This window comes from Yersinia massiliensis CCUG 53443 (assembly GCF_000312485.1).
GTDB classification, from domain to species: Bacteria; Pseudomonadota; Gammaproteobacteria; order Enterobacterales; family Enterobacteriaceae; genus Yersinia; species Yersinia massiliensis.
In genome coordinates, this window is record NZ_HE997648.1 from 151,797 (window position 1) to 175,833 (window position 24,037).

Below are 24,037 nucleotides of genomic sequence, written 5' to 3' on the forward strand. Positions count from 1 at the left end.
TACAAAATATGACATTAGCTGATAAGTAATCTGTTGATAATAGCAGAGTCGATAGTTATCACAAATGCAGTGGACAAAATCTAGCGTTAATCTATTTAAAAATTATCACTAATACGCTTATTAAGAATCACCATTAAATCTTAAATAAAAATCTTAACGCCTATATTATAGAAATATATCTCTATTAGCGGTTGCGCATTCTTATATTAAATATATAGTTAAAATTATATTTCCAATTAACTGAAATGATTGCTTATGGAGAATTAACCTCTCCGTCAAACAACTATCGTAAAAATAAAATAATCAATAAATCTAAGATTTTCTTCCCTTCATTTATTTATATTTGGGTTGTTAATATGAGAATAAATAAAACAGCAGCTCGACCCTATTTCAGCAAAACACTTCTTGCCACTTTGCTATTACCCACTTTTAGCCCCCTTGATAGCTGTGTGGCACAAACTATCAGTGTCACTGATGGTCGTACCGTCGCGATTTCAGGGGATTACGACTCAAGCGGTCACTACCAGCCTGCGGTGATAGTGAAGGGGGTAGGCAGCACCGTGACTGGGGCGTCAGACCTCGCAATATACACCACTGGGCGAGTCGGTAATGGCGTCAACCTCTCTCAAGGCGGAGCCCTCAAATTGCAGGGTTCCATTATTAGGACGGAAGGAGAGTTCGCTGCGGGTATTCGTAACAGTGAGGGGACGATTAATCTGCAAGGGGGGGTAATAATGACGAGTGGCGATAAGGGAAGTGGTATTTATTCCGCGGGAATCGGTAGTCGAGTGAATATTAATGGCACCGTCTTGAATATTTCAGGCGACCACGCTAATGCAGTGGAAGGGTTTGATGGTGCAAAATTAACCTTGAATAATACGATAATGAATATCAGTGGTGGGCATGGTATTTATTTGGATGATTTTGGCACCACATTAACCGGTACAAATAACGCTATTCACAACACCCATTCTGACAGGGAGAGCGGCATTGGCGTTTATATCGCCAATGGTGGATTAAATGCCACATTGGATAACACAACGTTGAATATGACTGAGGGATATGCCGGTGTCGCTGTCGGGCAAGACTCCATGATCACGATGAATGGCCTGACCGTCACGGGTACGATGAATAACGTATTTGATATCAATGGCAGCGCCAATATCAGTAATGCCAATATTGATCTCGTTTCTGGCGCAGTACTGCGTGCCGCAGGCGACAACCTGGGGAATAAAGCCGTTATCGTTTTCAATAACGTCAATGCGATTTCTCGCGGTGGGAATTCTGCGCTGGTAGATGTAAATTCGTACACCGATGTCACGCTTCATGGCGGCTCGTACCATACTAAAAGTGCTTATGCCACGGGGGTTTGGGTACCGGATAACACATCATCAGTAAATATTAGCCATGCCACAGTCATGACGGATGGGAACAATGCGATTGCCATTGAGAACCGAGGAACCGCAGTCGCTTCCCATACCACGGTAAAAACCACGGGCGATAACGCCCATGGCCTTTATTCTCAATCAATATTTAATGCCACCAATATGTTTATCTCGACAATGGGGAATGGCAGTGCGGGGGCCATCACGGCTAAACGGAGTCACCTCAATCTTGATGGCGCAACGGTCCAGACGATGGGCGATGCGAGCATGGTATTAGGGACTTTTGTCGGGTCATCCATCAACGCCAACAATCTGGTCGGCACATCCAGTGGCACCAATGCCTATGCACTGTGGACGCAAGCCCGTGGCACCATGGTGTTGCAGAACAGCCAAATAACCACGACGGGTATGGATGCGGGCGGTATTTATGCCGCCGGTGCTGATGCGATTTACAGCGAAGTGACATTAGACAACGCTCAAATTGTCAGTGAACAGGGGACTGGGGTTCGGGCCATTGGTGCCAATATCAATATCGAGCTAAAAAATGGGTCGCAGCTCGTCGGCGGTAACGGTTTGCTCGTGAATGCCAATACCCATGTCGGCACAACGGCCTCACCGCTAAATATCATCAGCAACGTCAATTTGAAGGCGGACAACCATTCTGTTCTGGTCGGCGATATTCAGGCGGATGCCAATAACAATGTCAGTCTGACGCTAACAAATAACGCAACTTGGACCGGGGCGGCACTTAACGCCGCTCATATTGATATCGACCAGAGCAGCCGTTGGAATGTGACCAGTGATGCCGATGTGAGATCACTAAATGTGTTGGGCCAAGTGAATTTTCTTTCTACGGCCAACCGTGGCGCGGCTACAGCTCGGAGCCATGATTTCAATACCTTAACCGTGAACGGGGACTTAACCGGCAATGGTCGTTTTGTCTTTAATGCACGGCTAGGCGATGACAACTCACCGGCGGATAGGCTGCATGTGACAGGCAATGCGACAGGTGAACATAATGTCACGGTGGTGAATCAAGGAGGGCTGGGCGCATTAACCACCGGTTCAGGGATCCCATTGATTCGCGTTGACGGCGATGCCCGCTATAGCCAGTTTTTGATGAGCAACCTCGTGACCGCCGGCGCCTATAAATATTATTTATACCAAACTGATGAACACAGTTGGAATTTACAATCTTATCTGTCACCGGTCGACCCTGCTGACCCTGCTGACCCTGCTGACCCTGCTGACCCTGCTGACCCTGCTGACCCTGTGGGCCCTGCGAACCCAGCAGATCCTGGCAAACCCATTACCGTTATGCCGAGCCGCCCAAAGCAACCTGTGATCGCCTATCGTGACGAAGTGGCTGGCTATATTGCGGCTCCTTGGCTTAATGCCTTTTACGGTTTTACAACATTAGGTCGTTTAAACGAGCGCCGTGGTTCAGTTAAAGGGGCCACGAATGGTTTCAATCAAGCATCTTGGGGACGAATCAGTGGGCAGCATAACCACTTTGATGCGGGCCGTTTTAGTTATGGCTCAGATATTCGCTTTGCGCAGTTGGGTCATGATCTTTACCAAGCTGAAAATACGCTGGGAACGCAGGTCACGGCAGGGGTGATGATGACGCTTGGTCAGCAGAAAACCGATACGCAGGATAAAGCGCGTGCGATACGTCCAGAGTTATCAATTGATACCGGCAAAATCACAACTGATGCCTATGGCGTAGGAGGCTATTACACACTAATCACCTCGCAGGGTGGCTACGTTGATCTCGTCGGGCAGGGAACGCTATACCGCAACCGCTATCAAAGCCAGCATGATGCTAGACAGAATGGTTATGGGGTAGCGATGTCTGCCGAAGTCGGTCAGGCATACCTTATCGCCAATAACTGGAAAGTCGCTCCACAGGGCCAGTTGAAGTACCAATACTTGCATCTCAGTGGTTTCAGCGATGATATTTCTGGCGTTAATGGCACCCATTATTCTATCGGAGAAGCTCGTACAGGCTTGCGAGTCTTCCGTGAGGCAACCCTGTCACAAGTTATAACGCCTTATTTCTCAACGGACATCGTGTATCAACTGGGTGATAACCCCGAAGTGACCATTGATACCGCAAGCCTACGCCCGACATTCAGCCAAACCTACTGGCAGGGCGGTGCAGGGGTTAATGCCAAAGTGAATAGCAACGTTGATATTTATGTAGATGCTAAATATCAACGCGCCTTTGATGGCGAGATGGACGGTTATACGGGCAACTTGGGAGTGAAAGTCAGTTTCTGAGTGATGGAGGTGAACTAACGAATTCTTGATCGCTAATAATAAAAAGGCTTTAGAAACGACGAAGCCCACCTAGGGTGGGCTTCTATAATCGCTTTGCCTATTATGTACGCAACTAGTACCTACTGAGTAGGGGAAGTAGACAGTACAGGCTCTTGAGTCACAGGATAGGGGGCTATGATGGGGCCGTCAAGCCTAAAATAATGCTATGGTATGCGCAAAAAAATAGGGAGACTTGAACATGCCGTTACCCATTGATTACAACTATAGCCCTGTCATTGCTCTTATCTCTAGTCCTCGATTAGCAACTTATGGCGCAGCTTTTAAAACCACTTCTGACGATGAACTCTATGGAATTTATGTTTGGTCGCAACATGCTGCGTCTGCCCTATACCCATTATTACAGAACTTAGAAATTTCATTACGTAATGCCGTCGATCAGGTCGCAAAGGAACGTTTTGGCGAGTTTTGGTGGGAGCATATTCGGTGTGCAGAACAAACTGAAGAGAACAATTTTTATCGCAATATAGAAAAGGCAAAGCTATCACTGACAAAAAACTGGCAGAAGATGGAGAAGCGCCGTCGAAGGGCGGGGAAAAAGGCCGAGCAAGTTCCTGAATGGAGCCATGATCAGATTATCGCCGCAACAGATTTTAGTACGTGGCATTTTATCCTGAATAACTGTTTCTCCGCTTATCATCCAGTGGATAATGCCTACTATCTATGGCCAAAATCTTTAAGTAAGGTATTTAGGCATTACGCATCTATCAATCGTGACCAGAAGAAAGTAAGAAAAGAGCTCACTGACCTACTTTTTGAAATGAGAGAATACCGAAATCGCGTATTTCATCATGAACCCATTTGGGCTAAGGCTCCCGATGTAAATGATGCAGCGAGTGCTATCGGCACTATTATTTTAAAGATCGAAAAACTGGAAAAACTCATTGGTGCAATAGAACCTAGACTCCTAAAAACGATGCAGATGGCAGGTCTTTTTAATCATGCAAGACGAGTTTGCTCAATAAAAGAGCTAAATATTTATAAAAATAGAGAGTCAATGTGTGAGCTAACTTCTGAACAAAAAGATGTGCTCTACTCCCATTGCATGGCGTCAATGGCGCGAAATGAAACCTTGATCTGGCAACAGGATAACTCAAAGTTTGGGTTACATTTGATTAATTAGTAAGAAGGTTGAGTGGTGAGAAAGAAGGGGAACGAAAAAAGGCTACAAACCCAAGGGGGCTTATAGCCTTTAACGATAGTTTGCCGATGTTATCGGCAGCTCACGCTTAGCGCATGGTGACAAACTCTTCGGCGGCGGTTGGGTGGATAGCGACAGTGTTGTCGAAATCTTTCTTGGTCGCGCCCATCTTCACGGCTACGGCGAAGCCTTGCAGGATCTCATCCATCCCGAAACCAATACCGTGGATGCCAACAATCTTTTCTTCTGCGCCCACGCAGACTAACTTCATGCGACAAGGCTGGCGGTGCTGAGTGACCGCGCTGTACATTGCCGTGAACGACGACTTGTACACTTTCACCTGATCGTCACCAAACTTCTCGCGAGCTTGCGGCTCGGTCAGGCCAATGGTGCCGATAGGTGGGTGGCTGAACACTACCGTCGGGATATTGCTGTAGTCCAAATGCTCATCAGGCTTGTTATTGAACAGGCGCTCAGACAAGCGGCGACCTGCTGCGACTGCCACAGGGGTCAGTTCAACTGCACCGGTGTTATCACCGACAGCATAAACACCAGGGACGTTGGTATTCTGGAACTTATCAACCTCGATATAGCCTTTATCATTGGTTTTGACGCCACTGGCAGCCAGATTCAGGTTGTCTGTTGCCGGTTCACGGCCAATCGCCCAAATGAGGTGATCGACAGTCACTGCTGTGCCATTTTCCAATTGCAGCGTTAGGCTGCCATCTGCATTTTTGATGACCGCTTTAGGGACAGATTCGGTATGCAGTGTCGGCCCTTCGGTGTTCATCACTTCCAGCAGCGTGTCCACAATCAACGGATCGAACGAGCGCAACGGTGCATGTTTGCGAACAAACAGGTGCGTTTCTGTGCCTAACCCATTGAGCACACCCGCGATTTCGACCGCGATATAGCCCGCGCCCACGACAGCAACGCGTTTTGGCATTTCATCCAAATCAAAGAAACCATCGGAATCGATACCATATTCAGCGCCGGGGATATCCGGATGGCTCGGGCGACCACCGGTGGCGATCAGAATGTGATCGGCGGTGATTTTTTCACCGTTAACTTCCACGGTATGTGCATCAACAAAACGTGCAAATCCTTGAATCACATCCACCTTATTATTGCCTAAACCACGCTCATAAGATTGGTGGATACGATCAATGTAAGCCGTACGATTGGCGACCAGTTTCTTCCAATCGAAATGATTCACGGTGGTATCAAAGCCGTAATCAGGGCCATACAAGTGAATGGCTTCGGCAATTTGTGCGGCATGCCACATCACTTTTTTCGGCACACAACCGACATTCACACAGGTGCCACCGAGCTGTTTAGCTTCGATCAGCGCACATTTTTTACCATACATGGCTGCCCGGTTGATCGACGCAATCCCGCCACTGCCACCGCCAATTGCTAGATAGTCGTAATGTTTGGTCATCAGGGTCATTTCCAATATTCACCCGCAAATTACTGAGGGTAGAGTTGTTTAAAATTTGCCTAAGAGTTTAACGCTTACCAGCGTTTTGTCGCAAAGGTTGCATCAATGGCTCTGATTCGCGTGACCAATTGATTTAGGCTGTGCTTATTCAGGTACTACCCATTTCACCAGTGTATGACCATGGCCGGACGGTACGAGTGCCTTGTGTAGCCATGGCAACAGCGTGTTCATTTGCTGTTCCAGTTTCCAAGGTGGATTGATCACAATCATGCCAGAAGCCGTCATACCGTGCTGATCGCTATCAGGGCGAACCGCCAGTTCAATTTGCAAAATACGGCGAATACCTGTGGCTTCAAGATCTCGCAATAAGCGTTTGATTTGCTGACGCAAGACCACTGGATACCATAAGGCATAGGTGCCGGTTGCAAAGCGCTTATAGCCTTCCTGAATACCTTTCACCACGTCCTGATAATCTGTCTTCATCTCATAAGGGGGATCAATCAGAATGAAACCACGGCGAGACGCAGGCGGTAACTGCGACTTAAGCTGTTGATAGCCATCGGCGCGTTGAACTTTTGCACGCTCATCTTTGGCGAATTCATTGCGCAGCAACGGATAATCGCTCGGGTGCAGTTCGGTCAGATGAATTTTGTCATCTTCACGCAATAAATGGCGTGCGATCAATGGTGAGCCTGGGTAATAACGCAACTTCTCGGCACGGTTAAAATAGTGGATAGCGCTCATGTACGGGGATAAATCTTCCGGTAAATCATCGCGTTGCCACAGTTTACCGATGCCCTCAAGGTATTCACCCGTGCGTTCTGCATGCTCACCACTCAACTGGTAGCGACCGGCACCCGCGTGGGTATCCAAATACAGAAAGGGTTTTTCTTTCTCTTTCAAAGACTCAATAATCAGGCTTTGAACGGTATGTTTAAGGACGTCGGCGTGGTTGCCAGCGTGAAAACTATGGCGGTAACTGAGCATATTATTTTAACCAATTGAGATTTTGTTCATTGCGGCTGTGCTTATTGCGGCTTTTCTCTGTGAATGCAACAAAACATCATCGTCAGACACCGCAGCCAACACATTATGGCCACTAGTATAAACTGTCTGATGGATAAAAAGTGAAAAGCATTAAATTGCGCTGAATAACGCATCATTCGGTGAATATTTTATCGAGATACCCTAGGGAAGAGAATGAATAATAAGATAATTGCACAGCGATACCCTGATACCTTGCAGTGGGCGTTTGGTGATAGCCCTGAAATGGCAGATGAGCTGGCACAACTGGTCATTAGTGGTGCTAAAACAGCGACATGCGGCTCTTATACGGCCTATAAGTCAGAGGCTTCGCCGGGCATTGGCGATCATAATGTTGTCTTGAATAGCCGCAATGAGCCGGTTTGTGTTATTCAGACAGTGGCCTTAACGCTGGTCCGTTTTTGCGATGTGACCGCAGAGATGGCCGCGAAAGAGGGGGAGGGTGATAAAAGTCTGGCGTACTGGCAGAAGGAACATCAGGCCTTTTTCACCCGCGAGGGGGATTTCTCGCCTGAAATGTTGCTGGTCTTTGAAGAATTTAAGCTCATTGAGATTTTTGATTAGCGAGTTGGGGCTGGGTGCCATTGATTTTTATGCGAACAGACCTCATGTTAATTATTCATTCATCACTTATTTTCCGGCGTTGGACCCGCTCTAGCGCTGGTATTCAAAATTATAATTAGGACTACCCTATGACAAATCCGCTGTTGACCCCGTTCTCCCTGCCGCCATTTTCTGCTATTCGCCCTGAAGATATCGTGCCTGCGGTGAAATCCGCTCTGGATGAATGCCGTCAAACGGTGGAGCGGGTTGTTGCCCAATCAGGGCCTTTCACTTGGGATAACCTGTGCCAACCATTGGCTGAAACAGATGACCGCTTATCACGGATCTGGTCACCGGTTGGGCATTTAAACTCCGTGAAGAATAGTCCGGAATTACGGACTGCTTATGAACAAAGCCTGCCGCTGCTGTCGGAATACGGCACTTGGGTCGGGCAACACAAAGGTTTGTATCAAGCCTATGTCAGCCTAAAAGAAGGGCCAGGGTTTGAGGCGTTGACGGCCCCGCAGCGCAAAGCCGTTGAAAACGCACTGCGTGACTTCCAGTTGTCCGGTATTGGTCTGGCACCTGAGCAGCAAAAACGCTATGGCGAGATTGTGGCTCGCCTGTCTGAATTAGGCTCGACTTATAGCAATAACGTGCTTGATGCCACTATGGGTTGGAGCAAGCTGATTACTGATGTCGAGCAACTTAAAGGTCTGCCAGAGAGTGCATTAGCTGCTGCTAAAGCGATGGCAGAGGCCAAAGAGCAAGATGGCTGGTTGTTGACGCTGGATATGCCAAGTTATTTGCCAGTACTGACTTATGCTGATAACGCCGAACTGCGCGAAGAGATGTATCGCGCCTTTGCAACTCGCGCCTCTGATCAAGGGCCAAATGCAGGCAAGTGGGATAACAGCGAAATCATGGCTGAGATCCTCACGTTACGCCATGAATTGGCACAGTTATTGGGCTTTAATAGCTATGCCGATAAATCGCTGGCGACCAAAATGGCCGAGAACCCACAACAGGTATTGGGTTTCTTGAATGATCTGGCGAAACGCGCCCGCCCACAGGCGGAGCAAGAGCTGGCACAGTTACAGGCATTTGCTGAAAAACAGTATGGTGTCAGTGAGTTAGCAGCTTGGGATATTACCTATTATTCCGAGAAACAAAAACAGCACTTGTTCTCCATCAGCGATGAACAATTGCGGCCTTATTTCCCAGAGCAGCGTGTGGTTGAAGGGCTGTTTGAAGTGGTTAAGCGCATTTACGGGATCACCGCGAAAGAGCGCCACGATGTCGATACTTGGCACCCTGATGTGCGCTTCTTCGAACTCTATGACGCCAGTGGCGATCTGCGTGGCAGCTTCTATCTTGACTTGTATGCCCGTGAACATAAGCGCGGTGGCGCTTGGATGGATGATTGTGTCGGCAGCCTGCGTTTGGCGAACGGCCAGTTACAAAAACCCGTGGCCTACCTGACCTGTAACTTTAACGGGCCTGTCGGCGGTAAACCGGCGCTCTTTACCCATAACGAAGTCACCACGCTGTTCCATGAATTTGGCCATGGCTTGCATCATATGTTGACCAAAATTGATACTGCGGGTGTGTCGGGTATCAATGGCGTGCCGTGGGATGCGGTCGAATTACCAAGCCAGTTTATGGAAAACTGGTGCTGGGAGCCGGAAGCGCTGGCATTTATTTCGGGTCATTACGAAACTCACGAACCGTTGCCGCAAGAGATGCTAGATAAACTGTTGGCGGCAAAAAACTACCAAGCGGCACTGTTTATTTTACGCCAACTGGAGTTTGGGCTGTTTGATTTCCGTATGCATTACGAGTTCGATCCACTGACGGGCGCACAGATCTTGCCTATCTTGTATGAAGTGAAAAAACAGGTCGCGGTTGTGCCATCGCCAACGTGGGGCCGCTTCCCACATGCCTTTAGCCATATCTTTGCTGGGGGTTATGCCGCCGGTTATTACAGCTATCTGTGGGCAGAAGTACTTTCGGCTGATGCGTTCTCGCGCTTTGAAGAAGAAGGGATTTTCAACGCAGCAACGGGGCAATCCTTCCTCGATGAAATTCTGTCCCGTGGCGGCTCAGAAGAGCCAATGACGTTGTTCAAGCGCTTCCGTGGTCGTGAGCCGCAGTTGGATGCTATGCTGCGCCATTACGGTATCAAGGGCTAGAATGTGTCACAGGTAAGTATTTGTCTATTGTCTGAAGCAGGCGCCGATACCGGCGCCTTGTCTATTCTGGCTGAACGTTGGGGCTTAGTCTCTGATGAGCAAGCCGTTATGGCGCTGGTGTTGACACCTGAACGCCTTGAACTGCGCAAACGAGATGAGCCAAAACTGGGCGGCATTTATGTTGATTTTGTTGCTGGCACACAGGCCCATCGTCGCAAGTTTGGCGGCGGGCGGGGTGAAGCTGTCGCTAAAGCGGTAGGGATTAAAAAAGGTTATCTTCCTCGGGTGGTTGATGCTACGGCAGGTTTGGGGCGGGATGCTTTCGTATTGGCCTCGCTAGGCTGTCATGTGCAAATGCTAGAGCGTCATCCGGTGGTGGCGGCCTTGCTAGAGGATGGTTTACGCCGTGGGTATCAGGATGCTGAAATTGGTCCTTGGTTACGTGAGCGCTTAACACTGCTGCATGCTTCCAGCCTGACGTCGCTCGCGGCGATTGAGCCTCGGCCAGAAGTGGTTTACCTCGATCCGATGTACCCGCACCGGCAAAAAAGCGCCTTGGTTAAAAAGGAGATGCGGGTGTTCCAATCGCTGGTGGGTGCAGATGAAGATGCTGATGGTTTGCTGGCTCCGGCCCGAGCATTGGCAACTAAGCGGGTGGTGGTTAAGCGGCCCGATTATGCCGAGCCTCTGGCGGGGATTGCGGCTCAGGCAGCGGTGACAACGAAAAGCCACCGTTTTGATCTCTACTTACCTTAGCCGCTCTTTATTTCAATTTCAGGCTACCTCACGATAAAGTTGGTAGCCTGAATTTGAATATTGATAAGTTATTACGCAGTCAGTTGTGGGCTAACAATAAAATTATTGGTTGTCAGTTGATGTTTGCCAATAAGCGAAATTATCATGTCGGTTTCATGCACATTATTGTCAAAATCAATCATGAGATAAGTGATATCTCTTAGCTCATGATATTTTTGTATTATTTCCGTTTGGTCACTAGAACTGAATCTATCAACAAGCGCAATGCCGCTGCTGCCAAACAAGATAGGCGATAAGTCAATTTTATCTTTATCTGACTTAAAGTCATGTAGGGTATCTGGGCGTGTCGAGATGGATTCACTCGTCCTGTTGTAACGGAAGATATTATTTCCTCCATTACCCCACAACTGATCGGCACCAGCACCGCCGGTCAGAATATTATCCGCTTCGTTACCATATAATTTATCATCTCCATTGCCGCCAATGGCATTTTCAATCACAACATCCGCAGCAATTGAGATATTCCCCATTAGTCCACCGACATCCGAAAAACTCATTTCCTGAAGGTTAATAGTTTGATTCTCGCTATATCCGGAGAAATCGAATGTATCAATGCCACCCGCATCCCAAACACAAAATATCAACTTATCTGATGCTACGTTTGCCGAAAGAAACTCTCTTTCGCTATTAGAGTTGAAACCATAGACGGTATCACCAGTGCGGGTGTTCATGTTCGCCCCATAGAGGTGTTGGAGTGCGGCGATATCAAGTAATAGTGGTGTTGTTGGATCGAATGTACCAAAATCCCCACCTGAATAACGTTCTGAACGGTAACTCATGATGCTGATTTGTAGAGTGTGTTGCTTTTGTTTCGGCTTATTTATTAAATTGTGGGTGTGTTTTAGCCCAACAGCATGCCCTATTTCATGAGCCAATACATGACCTCCGAGATTAGAATTCACAGGGCTATTATTTGCGTCAAAATACGTATTGATGCTTACTGAAACAAATTTTTTGTAGTTCGGGAAATTGGCGATACCAGAGAAAGTAGATTTTTGGTGATGATTATAAAATCCGATATTTACATGTTTATTCTCCGATGACTTAACAAATGAAATGTTAGCTACATCAGAAAAATACGGCATTAATTTTTCAGTGAATAAAATTTGTGATGGACTAAATAATGATATGGGGCTGCCTCTAAGACTTGCGATCGTTGATTTTTCTGTTGGATGAGTAAATGAATATATTAACCTAATGCTTTTCCCATATATTTTTCTACCGTTAAATGTGTATTCCGATACTACTTTTTTTACTAGTTTTTTTGTTGCTTTCTTTTTTATATTATTTTTGTAATTCATAGTTTTTCGTATGTCTTTAGGCTTGATATATATGACTTTCTCATTGATGGCGTGCATAACTAACTTGACCTTATTAAATAGCATAATACTAGTGAATAAAAACAGGTCATTATATTAACAATAAATTTTACTTTTTTAATGAATGGCGTCTTAAATTGTTTGCAAAGTTATTATACTTAAAATTATAAGTCATTATATATATGAATACCCATATTCTTTATTTATATATCATAAAGAATATGGGGTCATATTGTATTATTTACAGTACGCCTTGGGCCAACATAGCATCTGCCACTTTGACAAAGGCGGCGATGTTCGCACCGTGTACATAGTGAGTTTGCTTACCTTCACCACCGTACTCAACACATGACTGGTGAATATCCAGCATGATGTGATGCAGTCGAACATCGACTTTCTCAGACTTCCAGCTCAAGCGGGCCGCATTCTGCGCCATTTCCAGACCAGATGTTGCCACTCCCCCTGCATTCGCGGCTTTACCCGGCGCGAAGAGAACACCCGCTTCCAAAAATGCATCCGTTGCCTGAATGGTCGTTGGCATATTTGCGCCTTCGGCCACAGCTTTCACGCCATTAGCAATCAACTGACGCGCCGCCGGCAAGTCGAGTTCATTCTGCGTCGCACAAGGCAAGGCGATATCAACGGGGACGCTCCATGGCTGTTGGTCCGCCAAATAAACCAGATTACGTTCACGGGCATAGTCTTCAATGCGGCCATAACGTTTGTTTTTAATTTCAGACAAATGGGCCAGTTTTTCTGGTGTGAAGCCCGCTTCATCAACCACGGTACCGCCTGAATCTGAGGCAGTGATCACTCTGGCACCCAGTTCCATCGCTTTCTCAATGGTATATTGCGCGACGTTCCCAGCACCGGAAACGGACACTTTGCGGCCTTCAAAACCTAAACCATGGCGTTTTAACATCGCATCTGTGAAATACACCAAGCCGTAGCCTGTTGCTTCTGGGCGAATCAAGCTCCCCCCGAAGGACAGCCCTTTGCCGGTAAATACACAAGCGGTGTTATTTGATAGCTTTTTCATCATGCCGGACATAAAGGCCACTTCACGGCCACCAACGCCAATATCACCTGCTGGGACATCCGTATCGGGGCCAAGATGGCGATACAGTTCGGTCATCAGTGCCTGACAAAAACGCATGACTTCAGCCTGACTTTTACCTTTTGGATTAAAGTCAGAGCCGCCTTTACCCCCCCCCATAGGTAGTGTGGTCAGGGCATTTTTGAATGTTTGTTCAAATCCGAGGAATTTGAGAATTGATAAGTTGACTGATGGGTGGAAGCGCATCCCCCCCTTAAAAGGACCAATTGCAGAGCTAAACTGAACGCGCCAAGCGCGGTTAACTTGCACTTTGCCTTGATCGTCCGTCCAAGCCACACGGAATTGAATCACCCGCTCTGGTTCGACTAAGCGCTCCAGTAGACTCTGTTCACGGTAATGTGGGTTCTGTTCCAGAAAGGGCCAAAGCGAGGTGAACACCTCACGTACCGCTTGTAGATATTCTGGTTGATTGGCATCACGTTGTTGTAACGATTCTAAAAACGACTCCAGAGAGTTTAAATCATTCATTACTAATCATTCCTTGTACAAATTAAGACTCTCCTTACGATCATTTCTCAGTATTATTTTTATCAAACAAAGTAAGGAGACGATGTTGTGCATCGTCGACTATATCACTGCTTTATATTCATACAGCAAGGGATTTTGAGAAAAAGTTAGCGTGGTTATCAATGAGTGGGGAAGGGGGTTAGGTTATCGATAGCACCATAAAAAACGCCCGCAAAAGGCGGGCGTGAGGGGTAACAACGTTAAGCCTAATTGCGTGCTTAATCGTCTTCACCATTTTCATCATCGCGCAGAGGCACGATAAGCATGTCAACATGCACGGTATTGATCAGCTGGCGAGCTGAGGACATCAACTTACTCCAGAAGTCCTGATGATGGCCGCATAATACCAAGTCCATGTCATATTTCTTAATCGCATCGACCAAGACCTGACCCAAATCACCACTACCGCTGAGGGTTTGCTCAATAGGATAGCCTGCATTTTGAGAAAGCTCAGTCAGTGCGTTGTGGGTTTCTTCTGAGATGCGTTTTTGCATATCGCCAAGATTAACGTCAATCAAGCCGGTATAAAGATCAGAGTAGTTAACATCGACATGGATCAAGGAAACTTTGGCATTGTACGGTTTGGCCATGGAGACCGCCTTTTCCACCAACACCTTACTTTCCGGAGATAGGTCAACCGCAATCAGAATGTGTTTGTAAGCCATAAGTAAACTCCTTCCATAATGTTAATTAATGGGTAAGCAAACATTCAACCTGTTGAACGGGTGCTAACACGATATCTACATACTAGCATTGTGACCCCTAACTGAAGTGTTTCACGGATCACAACACACTGTTTTGACGATGATCACTAAAGTAACCGTATGTCATTTGACCTCAATTCTCGCTGAGGCATAACCCAATTTTGCCATTCGACAACCAGAATTTAAAGTAGATCATTGTCTTAAGTATAGCGCTGATAACACATCTGAATGAATGGAATTTCATATTTGTGATGCAAATATAATTTAGTGAAAACAGCAGCCAAAGATATTCTTTTTAGTTAAGAAGAATTAATGATTTGTCATTTTGATCTGTTGAAAGCGGGTTTTTAGCTGATAAATTCGATATAAGTTAATGCTAATCGATACTTAACAAATGCCTAAATAGACTTAATTTAGAGATTATCAGGCTATTTCCCAATTCATTTCCTACACTCATAAAGGGAGTCCTACACGTTCGGATAGTGTGTTGAGCAAATGGCACATCGAATAACAGTAAGAAAGCGAACTAGAGGGTGGCTTTTGGGCCCTGGGGGTGTTTGTATCGGCTAGAGTGAGCGATAACGCAAAGGTTCCGTAAACAATGCGTTAGAAATCGCTGGGAGGATAATTATGATCAGTACCGTCGCGCTTTTTTGGGCTTTATGTGTGGTATGTGTGATTAATATGGCACGCTATTATTCATCATTACGTGCTTTGTTAGTGGTATTACGTGGCTGCGACCCGTTGCTGTATCAATATGTTGATGGTGGTGGATTCTTTACCTCCCATGGTCAGCCGAGCAAGCAGATTAGATTAGTAGGTTATATCTTTGGTCAACGCTATCTCGATCATCATGATCCCGAGTTTATCCGTCGCTGTGAACGGTTGCGTGGGCAATTTATACTGACCAGTGCGTTATGTGGCTTGGTCGTGGTGAGTTTGATGGGGTTAATCTTGTGGTATTAGCATGAAATACGGGCGGAGTAGTATTTAAAAAGGCGACCTGACTAGGCCGCCTTTTTATTTATTGCCTACTGCTTTTTATTTATTGCTTACAGTAGCAGCGCTTAAATGAACTTCAACGCTACCCAGTACAACCCACCGGAAAGAAGAATAGAGATTGGCAGAGTTAATACCCAAGCCAACATAATGTTCTTCACCGTCTTACTCTGTACACCGCCGCCATCAACTAACATCGTCCCGGCAACAGCGGAAGAGAGCACTTGCGTGGTTGATACTGGCATCCCAGTATAACTCGCAATCCCGATGGAAACCGCCGCAGTCATCTGGGCAGAAACCCCTTGCGCGTAGGTCATGCCTTTCTTACCGATTTTTTCACCGATGGTCACTGCAACACGTTTCCAGCCAATCATGGTCCCCAAAGAGAGGGCCAGAGCAACGGCAACGATAATCCAGGTCGGTGCGTATTCCACGGTTTCTAACAAATCTGTACGCAGATTGTTGAGGAAACGACGGTCTTGAGCACTGGTCTCTGGCAGCTTGGCAACAGTCCCTGCCGTTTCTGCTACACACATTAGCAAGCGACGCATATGGCTGCGTTGATCAACCGTCAGGTCGTCGTAGCTTTGCAGATTAGCCAGCAGCGTTTGCGCATGATCAATGGCTATCATGGCGCGCGAGCTATCACAGTGGAATTGTGCAGGGGTATTTGGCAAAGTTTCTGGCGCCGGTACCAGCGGTTTCAACGCAACGGCATGAGGCAATACCTCAATGTGTTGCTGATAAAAATGTTGCAGATTAGTCACTGCATCGCGGGTGCGGGCAATATCATAACCGGTCGCATTCATATTCACGACAAACCCAGCCGGAGCCACGCCGATTAGTACCAGCATGATCAAGCCAATCCCTTTCTGACCATCGTTAGCGCCATGAGAGAAGCTCACGCCGATAGCGGAAATAATCAGTGCAGTACGGGTCCAGAATGGCGGCTTACGTTTACCGTCTTTCTTTTCACGTTCAGCAGGTGTCAGGTGAATACGTTGCTGCTTTTTAGTCCCGTTCCAGTAACGACGTAGCAGGAACACCATCAAACCGGCAATAACCAGACCCACTATCGGGGATAAGATTAATGACAGGAAGATTTGGATCATCTTAGGAACGTTCAGCGCATCTACCACAGATGTACTGGTCATTAATGCATTGGTTAAACCAATACCGATGATCGCACCAATCAGCGTATGAGAACTGGAAGCCGGGATACCGAAATACCAAGTCCCCAAATTCCAGATAATCGCGGCCAGCAGCATTGAGAAGACCATAGCCAACCCATGTGCCGAACTAACGTTTAACAGCAGATCAGTAGGCAATAAATGAACAATGGCATAGGCCACGCTCAAACCGCCCAGCATCACGCCGAGGAAGTTAAACACCCCCGCCATCACAACAGCAACTTGTGAACGCATGGCACGGGTATAGATTACGGTCGCAACCGCATTGGCTGTATCATGAAAACCATTAATGGCTTCGTAAAACAGCACGAACATCAAAGCAAGAACTAACATTAGGCCGGTATGGAAATCCAGGCCAGCGAAAAGATGTAGCATAAGCGTTACGCCAGTTAGTGGACATGAACGCGGCGCATTATCAGTGACAATGGGGGGTGGGGAAAAGGAAAATATGACCTTTTTTTGACATGGCCGCAGACGAACTGCGCTTTTTAAACAACATATGTATGTTATATCAGCAAGTTACTTAATTTTACCGTATGAGACATTTTCTTACTATGGCGATCTTTTGGAGCGCGACTTACAATCCCCCTCCGCTATTTTGTCGGTTGAATGACTTAAATTGTCTAAAAATAAGCCGAAGGCGCGCAAATTGACAGCAATGAAGAATTTACTCAATGAGGCTCTGTGTGGAACAGTTTGATGTGGTAGTGATAGGTGCAGGTGCTGCAGGGCTATTTTGTGCGGCTCAAGCCGGACAAGCAGGGCGTCGAGTGTTATTGGTTGATAACGGCAAAAAAGCGGGGCGCAAAATTTTGATGTCCGGTGGTGGTCGCTGCAATTTCACTAATCTGTACGTAGAACCTGCCGCCTACCTGTCGCAGAACCCTCATTTCTGTAAGTCTGCTTTAGCACGCTATACCCAATGGGATTTTATCGATCTGATGAATCGCCATGGTATCGCTTGGCATGAAAAAACGCTGGGGCAACTCTTCTGTGATGATTCTGCTCAGCAAGTCGTCACGCTGTTGCTGAAAGAGTGTGAATTAGGGCAAGTGACGATCCGGCTGCGCAGTGATGTACTGTCAGTGGTAAAAACGGAAAACGGTTTTGTGCTCAATATCAATGGCGATGAAGTGAACGCTCACTCACTTGTCGTGGCTTCAGGCGGGTTATCCATGCCCGGCCTTGGCGCTTCCCCGTTTGGCTATAAGCTGGCAGAGCAGTTTGGTTTGAACGTTTTGCCGACTCGCGCGGCATTGGTGCCTTTTACCTTACATAAGCCCTTACTGGATCATCTACAAACACTCTCGGGCGTTTCAGTTCCAGCGGTGGTCACGGCGGAGAATGGTGTGAGTTTCCGCGAAAGTATTTTATTCACTCATCGTGGGCTTTCTGGCCCAGCGATATTGCAACTTTCAAGCTATTGGCAGGCTGGCGAGTATGTGAGCATTAACTTACTTCCTGACACTGACCTAGACGCTTTCTTGAGTAGTGAGCGACAAGCGCACCCTAATCAAACGTTAAAAAACACATTGGCTCAACTATTGCCTAAGCGTCTGGTGGAGTGCCTACAGACATTGGAGCAATTGCCTGATGTCACGCTGAAGCAATTAAATGTACCGCAGCAGGCGGCGCTGGTGGCCCATCTTCAGCAATGGCAAGTGCAGCCCAATGGAACCGAGGGTTACCGTACTGCTGAGGTCACGATTGGCGGCGTAGATACCCAAGCGCTTTCCTCCAAGACGATGGAGGCCCAAAAAGTGCCGGGGTTATACTTTATTGGTGAAGTGGTTGATGTCACAGGTTGGTTGGGTGGTTATAACTTCCAATGGGCGTGGAGTTCAGCCTGGGCCTGTGCGCAAGCATTGGCAGCTTTGAAGTAAAGATAATAAAAGAATTTATAAGCTACCAAAGTCATCGATCAGGTTTACATCGGCTCAACTCAGCTTTCTAAGCGATATACCTGTGGGGATCTGCTCGGATGATGGCACCACTGTTAATGTCTGCCGTGCTGATGGAGGTCGTCGAATGTAAGTAGTACGAGTGCTACAGCTTCTGGCTCCTCCTATCTATGATTGATATCGTCATCAACTCACATATTTATAAGTCAATTCAAATGTATGAATAAAGTAAGTTACTCGTGAATATTCAGGTTGCATTATATAAATCACCGGTGGGTTAATAAAGAAACAAACAGATTAATTATGAAGTGAGATTCATCGCTTATTACTTAAAAACATTATATTGTGTCGCAACATTCTATTTTCAGGGTGTTTATACTATTTGTTGTTGCATATAGTTAATATTTTTTTTGTTTCTTAAATTGAATAGAATGATGGCAAATCGAATTAAGATATAGAATGACGAGTTAAAGATGTCTCTCCCTCCTCCCCTGCATGAAAATTAATACAAGAAAATTCTCAATAATTAATTATTCTAAGTTGGTAGTTACTATGCGATACAATGCGCTTTGCAATAGACGAAACTAAAACAGCATGTACTTTTTTTAAGTGGTAATTAAGTTAATTAATCTAGTTAATTGTATTTTGTTAGTTCTTTAAGTGGAAAATTATCATTGAAGCGGAATTTAAAATCGAATATACTGCAAATCAAAATTGCATAATGCTCTCAATTTGACTCTTAATAAATATCATTTTAGATGGAGGGGAATCCCCGAGCAGACAGATTTTAGGGTTTGAATGATTAATATGAAAATATAGGGTTTCAGTGCATCTTTAATAAAATGACTGATATCCCTTCTGTTTCTGTGCATCAAACTTAATTTTATGATTATCGCTAATAAACTTACTTCACAAAAAACGTGATGCAATCACTAATTGCTCTTTCAAATTTGCATGTTGCCGATAATCACTCCCACTCACTGGAATATAGTAATGATGAAACCACTCCTATTTTCAGTCGCTGCATCACTACTGGTAGGTTAAGGTATTTAATCAGGGAGCTCGTTGGGTGAATATGCAGAAACTCTTTTCATGATTTTATAAAAATCAAATTATTTCAATAAGATAAAATATATTGTCTTTCGGGGGTAGACCGTGAATAACGTACTCATTTTGGCTTTTGATGAACACCCTTTAATCAGGTATGCAGTGAAAAATCTGATTGTAAAGAGAGGTTGGCAGTTTTTGGATACAGGATGCCAAAAAAAAACGCTCAAATTAATATCTACCTATAAGCCTAATCTCATTATTTTGGACATCCTTATGCAGGGGTGCTTGGGGCTAAACTATATAAAAAAAATCAGGCAGTTGTCTCCTACGTCTAAAGTATTGGTATTCAGTTCCTTACTTCCTACATTTTTTATTAAGAGATGTCTGGAGATAGGCGTCCATGGCTATGTCTATAAAAAAGATGATCTTTATAATCTAGACGGCGCCATTGATGCAGTGTTATCTGGTCATTGCTGTTTTCCTGATATTGATGTGAACGGCGAAGATTCGCGAGTGCCCTTGGGGATGTATTATCATGAGGAATAACTTGTTGTCTTCATGTGACGACAAAAGGAGATACTTATTTTTCTCTGATACCTTCTCTTTCTTTACTCATGATATCTGCGTTCATCACTATGAACAGATGACAGAACCTCTCCCAATCTCCATGACATGGCTGAAATCATCTATCCACTGCACTGGAAGATGATTCGACAGAAATCTTTATAGTTCTCTTATAAATATATTGGAGTTTGCCCATGGAAACAGGTAACGCTTTAGTTTTTGACAGACACCCGTTAATTAGAAATACGCTCAGAACATTGCTGATGGCCAGAGGTTTCGCTGTTTTTGATACTGGATCAGAAGTCGAATTATTAAAAATGGCATCAGAGCAAAAACCAGAAATCATCACTCTAGATATTCCCTCCCGCGTCACGGCAATAGATACCCTGATCAAAAACTTAATTCGAATTACCTCCTCGTCATCAAAAATATTGATCATTACCTCCCAACCTACCGAATATTATTCTGCTTGCTGTGTACAGGCGGGAGCATCGGGCTTGGTCTCCAAGAAGGCCAGAATGTCCTGTCTCAATGCCGCAATAGATGCGGTTATCCATGATTATATTTTCTTTCCTTCCAAAGACTTACTGCTAGTTTCCTCAGATAACGTGGCATTTAACAAAAATCAGCGCGAGTCCATTGACTGCTTAACTGGCAGAGAAAAGGATGTCTTGTATAAAGTTCTGCAAGATAAGTCTTTGACACAAGTGGCTGAAGAATTGGGCGTGAGTATCAAAACCATTAGCACTTATAAGAGCAGGATATTTAAGAAATTGGATGTGACGAACCTTGTTGAGCTTTCTTTACTTCTAAATCGGATTTTGCGCAGAAACAGTGAGCGGGCAGATCATGGCTTATCTGTATCAAGCGATTGATTTGCAATAAGGCAAGGGTCATTTTATGGAAGAAAAACTAAAAAAGTATGACATCCGAAAGTCACGGATTTTGAACGTACTCAAGACGATGTGCTCAGAATACACAGTAATAGAAAAATCGCTGCTACTCCCTCCTGTAGAGGTATGGCCAAAAACTAGGGACCTGGCCGATAGATGTGGAGAAAGTATCTATTCAGCGCGCTCATTGCTGATCGCACTGGAAAATGAAGGCAAAATCCACTGTTTCCATCGGCGCATAAATAACTCTTTGTGTTGGTTTGTATGTACTGAAGAGAAGGAGCATTAACCCTTGGGACATTAAGTACAGCCGCAGCCCCTTTACGCTAAATACCATTCAGGGCAACAATAGGGGCTGTGAGCTACTAGGCAACTGCACCACTCTTCCCCAGAAATGTTCGACAAGACCACCCACATCACTTCCGGCTGTTATTCTTTTTCAATCGCTGCGGTAGGCTTGGGCTTTGCGTTCCAGCCAGATTCGGCATGGCTTGGCGCATAATATCCAAAAATGCTCGTAATCTGGCGGGGTAAAAACTGGCGTGGGGATAGACTAAATACAGCGGTAAGGGCAATCCTCGCCAATCTGGTGTTAGGTGCACTAATCGGCCCTGATCAATGTCATCACTTATCATCCATGTAGAGGCAATTCCTGCGCCTAATCCAGCCAATGCAGCGTTACGCAGCGCATACAAACTGTCGGTACTCAGTTTCGGTTGAATCGCGAGACGATAGATCTCATCCTCTATTTTGTGGCTCAATACCACCTCATGACGGTAGAACGAGTTAAATGCCAACCATGGAACATTTTGCAGTTGTTCCGGGTGTGTCGGAAGCGGGTTATTGCCCAGTAACTCGGGTGCAGCAACCACGATACGCGGTATCTCAGCCAACAAAATGGCCACAACAGAAGGGTCAGTGACTGCGCCGACTTGAATGGCACAATCAATACCTTCTGCAATAAAATCAGGGCGACGATCACTCAGCATCCATTCAACACGCATTTTCGGGTAACGATGCAGATAGTCATTAAGTGGTGGAATTAACTGGTCTTGGCCAAATGCATGAGGGACCAAAACTCGCAATAGCCCTCTCGGTTCATCCGTTGCACCACGCAGGTCATCTGCCATGGTATCCCAGCTATTCACTAACGCTTTGGCGTGAGCATAACAGCGCTCTCCATCATCGGTTAATTTCATGATGTGTGTCGTGCGTTGCAGTAATTTGAGCCCCAGTAGGCGCTCGAGTGTCTGTAAGCGCCGGCTTATCGTTGGCTGACTCGTCCCCAAGCGTACGGCTGCTCCGGATAAACTCCCCGCCTCGACGATACGTATAAATGTTTGCATCAACTCTATACGGTCAATGCTTGCTAAATTAGATTCTGTCATACGCTCAGCGTATAACAATTTTACTTTCTAGGCGACTACCAAGATGGAAGAGGGCACGCAAAAATAGCGGCTCAATATCATTACAGGTGACCATCATGTCAGTCATTCAAGCCATATCTAGCCAAACAGAAAGCGCCGAGCGTCCCCTTTCCCGTCGAACAGTTCTGATGTTGGCAACCGGCGCAGGTCTTAGCGTTGCATCAATTTATTACAGTCAGCCACTATTGGGTGTAATGGGAAGTGACCTACAGGCGAGCGTAGGTGCGGTGGGAATGGTGCCGACATTGACTCAAATTGGTTATGCGTTGGGCATTCTGTTACTGGCTCCATTAGGTGATCGTCACGACCGTCGGATTATCATTTTATTGAAAGGTATTTTGCTAACAATCGCACTACTGCTTAGTGGTTTTGTTCATGACATCAGCGGGTTATTAATCACCAGTCTTATTGTCGGAGTGGCAGCCACTATGGCACAAGATATCGTACCGGCATCCGCTTCGTTAGCGTCGGCTGCGCAACGAGGAAAAACAGTGGGTACGGTCATGACGGGCTTACTGTTAGGCATTTTACTGTCACGAGTGTTGAGTGGTTTTGTTGCCGAGTACTTTGGATGGCGCACATTATTTATGGGGGCATCGCTGTCGATTATTGCGATCACTTTGGTGATATGGCGTAGCTTACCGCAGGTTCCTGCCACCTCAACGTTGAGCTATCCGGCACTGTTCGTCTCAATGAGCCACTTATGGCTTCAGTATAAAGATTTGCGCCGTGCCGCGCTGTCACAGGGCTTGTTATCCATTGGCTTCAGTGCATTTTGGTCAACACTTGCTGTGATGCTACAAGATACGTATCACCTAGGGAGCGCTGTTGCAGGGGCATTTGGTCTGGCAGGCGCCGCAGGTGCATTAGCCGCACCTTTAGCCGGTATGCTCGCCGATCGCCGTGGGCCGCAAGTTGTTACCTTGATTGGCACGGGGTTGGCGACGGTATTTTTTGCTGCTCTGTTCCTATTGCCGCTGCTGCCATTTCATTTGCAAATAGGGCTTATTGTCATCAGCGCGGTTGGGTTTGATTTTGGTGTTCAGGCAACATTGGTAGCGCATCAAACGATTATTTACAGCTTAGAACCCGCCGCGCGTAGTCGGCTTAATGCTCTACTTTTTACCGGTGTATTTGTGGGTATGGCCGTGGGCTCTGCATTGGGTAGCTTGATTTTAGAACAAATAGGGTGGACGGGGGTTGTTGCCCTTATCAGCATCGCGGGTATGGCTAGCTTGGCAGTCAGATGGAGTGGCCGCCGTGCTTGATGATGAGTATTTCGGGAGGCCTAATTGGCTAGGCATCCCGAAAACCCCGCTCTCGTTTTATCTGTGGCACTCAGTTTTTGCGCTTAGTTTTAGTCTTCAGTTTTAACACTCATTTTTAATACCCAGTTCTAGCATTCAGCACGGGCACTTAACGAGAACAGGTAGAGCCAAATCATTAGCGTCAACAAGCGTTACT

At 46.1% G+C, this 24,037-nt stretch carries 18 protein-coding genes; 11 read left to right on the top strand and 7 right to left on the bottom strand.

Translation table 11 applies throughout. The features are described 5' to 3' along the window. Positions 1-356: 356 nt before the first annotated feature. Entirely contained in the window at positions 357-3,668 is a 3,312-nt protein-coding gene (locus BN68_RS18810) for an autotransporter outer membrane beta-barrel domain-containing protein (protein WP_042806991.1), read from the top strand. Between the two features lie 238 nt (positions 3,669-3,906). Continuing rightward, positions 3,907-4,848: an Abi family protein gene (locus tag BN68_RS18815; RefSeq protein ID WP_019212738.1), complete on the top strand. Its 942-nt coding sequence runs from the start codon at positions 3,907-3,909 to the stop codon at positions 4,846-4,848. 106 nt (positions 4,849-4,954) lie between these two features. Here BN68_RS18815 and gorA read toward each other — a convergent pair whose 3' ends face one another. Beyond that, positions 4,955-6,307 carry a glutathione-disulfide reductase gene (gene gorA, locus BN68_RS18820; RefSeq protein ID WP_019212739.1) on the bottom strand — a complete coding sequence of 451 codons (1,353 nt, stop codon included), beginning with the start codon at positions 6,305-6,307 and terminating at the stop codon, positions 4,955-4,957. Between the two features lie 144 nt (positions 6,308-6,451). Then, positions 6,452-7,294, bottom strand: coding sequence for a 23S rRNA (adenine(2030)-N(6))-methyltransferase RlmJ (locus tag BN68_RS18825; RefSeq protein WP_019212740.1), 843 nt, complete (start codon positions 7,292-7,294; stop codon positions 6,452-6,454). Positions 7,295-7,507: 213 nt separating this feature from the next. On the opposite strand from BN68_RS18825, the gene BN68_RS18830 reads away from it, so the two are divergent. From BN68_RS18830 to rsmJ, 3 genes are all read left to right on the top strand, one after another. Further along, positions 7,508-7,915, top strand: coding sequence for an ASCH domain-containing protein (locus BN68_RS18830; protein WP_019212741.1), 408 nt, complete (start codon positions 7,508-7,510; stop codon positions 7,913-7,915). 128 nt (positions 7,916-8,043) lie between these two features. Next, positions 8,044-10,086 carry an oligopeptidase A gene (gene prlC / locus BN68_RS18835; RefSeq protein WP_019212742.1) on the top strand — a complete coding sequence of 681 codons (2,043 nt, stop codon included), beginning with the start codon at positions 8,044-8,046 and terminating at the stop codon, positions 10,084-10,086. A 3-nt stretch (positions 10,087-10,089) separates the two neighbouring features. Beyond that, a complete protein-coding gene (gene rsmJ, locus BN68_RS18840) occupies positions 10,090-10,842 on the top strand; it encodes a 16S rRNA (guanine(1516)-N(2))-methyltransferase RsmJ (RefSeq protein ID WP_042806979.1) in 753 nt (250 codons plus the stop codon). Positions 10,843-10,913: 71 nt separating this feature from the next. On the opposite strand, the gene BN68_RS18845 is transcribed toward rsmJ, so the two are convergent. The 3 genes from BN68_RS18845 to uspA form a co-directional block, all read right to left on the bottom strand. Continuing rightward, positions 10,914-12,203 (bottom strand): M57 family metalloprotease, encoded by a 1,290-nt coding sequence (locus tag BN68_RS18845; protein WP_231294049.1) that lies wholly within the window; start codon positions 12,201-12,203, stop codon positions 10,914-10,916. A 259-nt stretch (positions 12,204-12,462) separates the two neighbouring features. Beyond that, positions 12,463-13,806 (bottom strand): NADP-specific glutamate dehydrogenase, encoded by a 1,344-nt coding sequence (gene gdhA, locus BN68_RS18850; RefSeq protein ID WP_019212745.1) that lies wholly within the window; start codon positions 13,804-13,806, stop codon positions 12,463-12,465. 257 nt (positions 13,807-14,063) lie between these two features. Then, entirely contained in the window at positions 14,064-14,510 is a 447-nt protein-coding gene (gene uspA, locus BN68_RS18855; RefSeq protein ID WP_004874931.1) for a universal stress protein UspA, read from the bottom strand. A gap of 669 nt (positions 14,511-15,179) precedes the next feature. Between uspA and uspB the strand changes: the two genes are divergently transcribed. Next, entirely contained in the window at positions 15,180-15,515 is a 336-nt protein-coding gene (uspB, locus tag BN68_RS18860) for a universal stress protein UspB (protein WP_019212746.1), read from the top strand. 101 nt (positions 15,516-15,616) lie between these two features. On the opposite strand, the gene pitA is transcribed toward uspB, so the two are convergent. Then, complete coding sequence (gene pitA, locus BN68_RS18865; protein ID WP_019212747.1) at positions 15,617-17,113, bottom strand: inorganic phosphate transporter PitA; 1,497 nt, start codon at positions 17,111-17,113, stop codon at positions 15,617-15,619. Between the two features lie 311 nt (positions 17,114-17,424). On the opposite strand from pitA, the gene BN68_RS18870 reads away from it, so the two are divergent. The 4 genes from BN68_RS18870 to BN68_RS18885 all read left to right on the top strand — a co-directional run bounded on the left by BN68_RS18870 (position 17,425) and on the right by BN68_RS18885 (position 21,435). Then, the gene (locus tag BN68_RS18870) at positions 17,425-18,621 is read left to right on the top strand and encodes a BaiN/RdsA family NAD(P)/FAD-dependent oxidoreductase (protein ID WP_019212748.1); all 1,197 of its coding nucleotides are present in this window, start codon (positions 17,425-17,427) and stop codon (positions 18,619-18,621) included. Positions 18,622-19,794: 1,173 nt separating this feature from the next. Further along, positions 19,795-20,235, top strand: a complete 441-nt coding sequence (locus tag BN68_RS18875; protein WP_019212749.1) for a response regulator transcription factor — start codon at positions 19,795-19,797, stop codon at positions 20,233-20,235. A 212-nt stretch (positions 20,236-20,447) separates the two neighbouring features. Continuing rightward, positions 20,448-21,128 carry a response regulator transcription factor gene (locus tag BN68_RS18880; RefSeq protein WP_019212750.1) on the top strand — a complete coding sequence of 227 codons (681 nt, stop codon included), beginning with the start codon at positions 20,448-20,450 and terminating at the stop codon, positions 21,126-21,128. 88 nt (positions 21,129-21,216) lie between these two features. Beyond that, positions 21,217-21,435 carry a FaeA/PapI family transcriptional regulator gene (locus BN68_RS18885; protein WP_226720621.1) on the top strand — a complete coding sequence of 73 codons (219 nt, stop codon included), beginning with the start codon at positions 21,217-21,219 and terminating at the stop codon, positions 21,433-21,435. 127 nt (positions 21,436-21,562) lie between these two features. On the opposite strand, the gene BN68_RS18890 is transcribed toward BN68_RS18885, so the two are convergent. Then, the gene (locus BN68_RS18890) at positions 21,563-22,534 is read right to left on the bottom strand and encodes a LysR family transcriptional regulator (protein WP_019212752.1); all 972 of its coding nucleotides are present in this window, start codon (positions 22,532-22,534) and stop codon (positions 21,563-21,565) included. Between the two features lie 95 nt (positions 22,535-22,629). Here BN68_RS18890 and BN68_RS18895 point away from each other — a divergent pair, with 95 nt between their 5' ends. Beyond that, positions 22,630-23,841, top strand: a complete 1,212-nt coding sequence (locus tag BN68_RS18895; RefSeq protein ID WP_019212753.1) for an MFS transporter — start codon at positions 22,630-22,632, stop codon at positions 23,839-23,841. Positions 23,842-24,037: the final 196 nt, after the last annotated feature.

What these genes read in the sequence shown, in the direction of transcription:
- BN68_RS18890 (WP_019212752.1), bottom strand. Translation starts at nt 22,534, where the DNA reads ATGACAGAATCTAATTTAGCAAGCATTGACCGTATAGAGTTGATGCAA.
- BN68_RS18830 (WP_019212741.1), top strand. Translation starts at nt 7,508, where the DNA reads ATGAATAATAAGATAATTGCACAGCGATACCCTGATACCTTGCAGTGG.
- BN68_RS18845 (WP_231294049.1), bottom strand. Translation starts at nt 12,203, where the DNA reads ATGAATTACAAAAATAATATAAAAAAGAAAGCAACAAAAAAACTAGTA.
- BN68_RS18815 (WP_019212738.1), top strand. Translation starts at nt 3,907, where the DNA reads ATGCCGTTACCCATTGATTACAACTATAGCCCTGTCATTGCTCTTATC.
- uspB (WP_019212746.1), top strand. Translation starts at nt 15,180, where the DNA reads ATGATCAGTACCGTCGCGCTTTTTTGGGCTTTATGTGTGGTATGTGTG.
- uspA (WP_004874931.1), bottom strand. Translation starts at nt 14,510, where the DNA reads ATGGCTTACAAACACATTCTGATTGCGGTTGACCTATCTCCGGAAAGT.
- BN68_RS18810 (WP_042806991.1), top strand. Translation starts at nt 357, where the DNA reads ATGAGAATAAATAAAACAGCAGCTCGACCCTATTTCAGCAAAACACTT.
- gorA (WP_019212739.1), bottom strand. Translation starts at nt 6,307, where the DNA reads ATGACCAAACATTACGACTATCTAGCAATTGGCGGTGGCAGTGGCGGG.
- gdhA (WP_019212745.1), bottom strand. Translation starts at nt 13,806, where the DNA reads ATGAATGATTTAAACTCTCTGGAGTCGTTTTTAGAATCGTTACAACAA.
- BN68_RS18885 (WP_226720621.1), top strand. Translation starts at nt 21,217, where the DNA reads ATGTGCTCAGAATACACAGTAATAGAAAAATCGCTGCTACTCCCTCCT.
- prlC (WP_019212742.1), top strand. Translation starts at nt 8,044, where the DNA reads ATGACAAATCCGCTGTTGACCCCGTTCTCCCTGCCGCCATTTTCTGCT.
- pitA (WP_019212747.1), bottom strand. Translation starts at nt 17,113, where the DNA reads ATGCTACATCTTTTCGCTGGCCTGGATTTCCATACCGGCCTAATGTTA.
- BN68_RS18895 (WP_019212753.1), top strand. Translation starts at nt 22,630, where the DNA reads ATGTCAGTCATTCAAGCCATATCTAGCCAAACAGAAAGCGCCGAGCGT.
- BN68_RS18825 (WP_019212740.1), bottom strand. Translation starts at nt 7,294, where the DNA reads ATGCTCAGTTACCGCCATAGTTTTCACGCTGGCAACCACGCCGACGTC.
- BN68_RS18880 (WP_019212750.1), top strand. Translation starts at nt 20,448, where the DNA reads ATGGAAACAGGTAACGCTTTAGTTTTTGACAGACACCCGTTAATTAGA.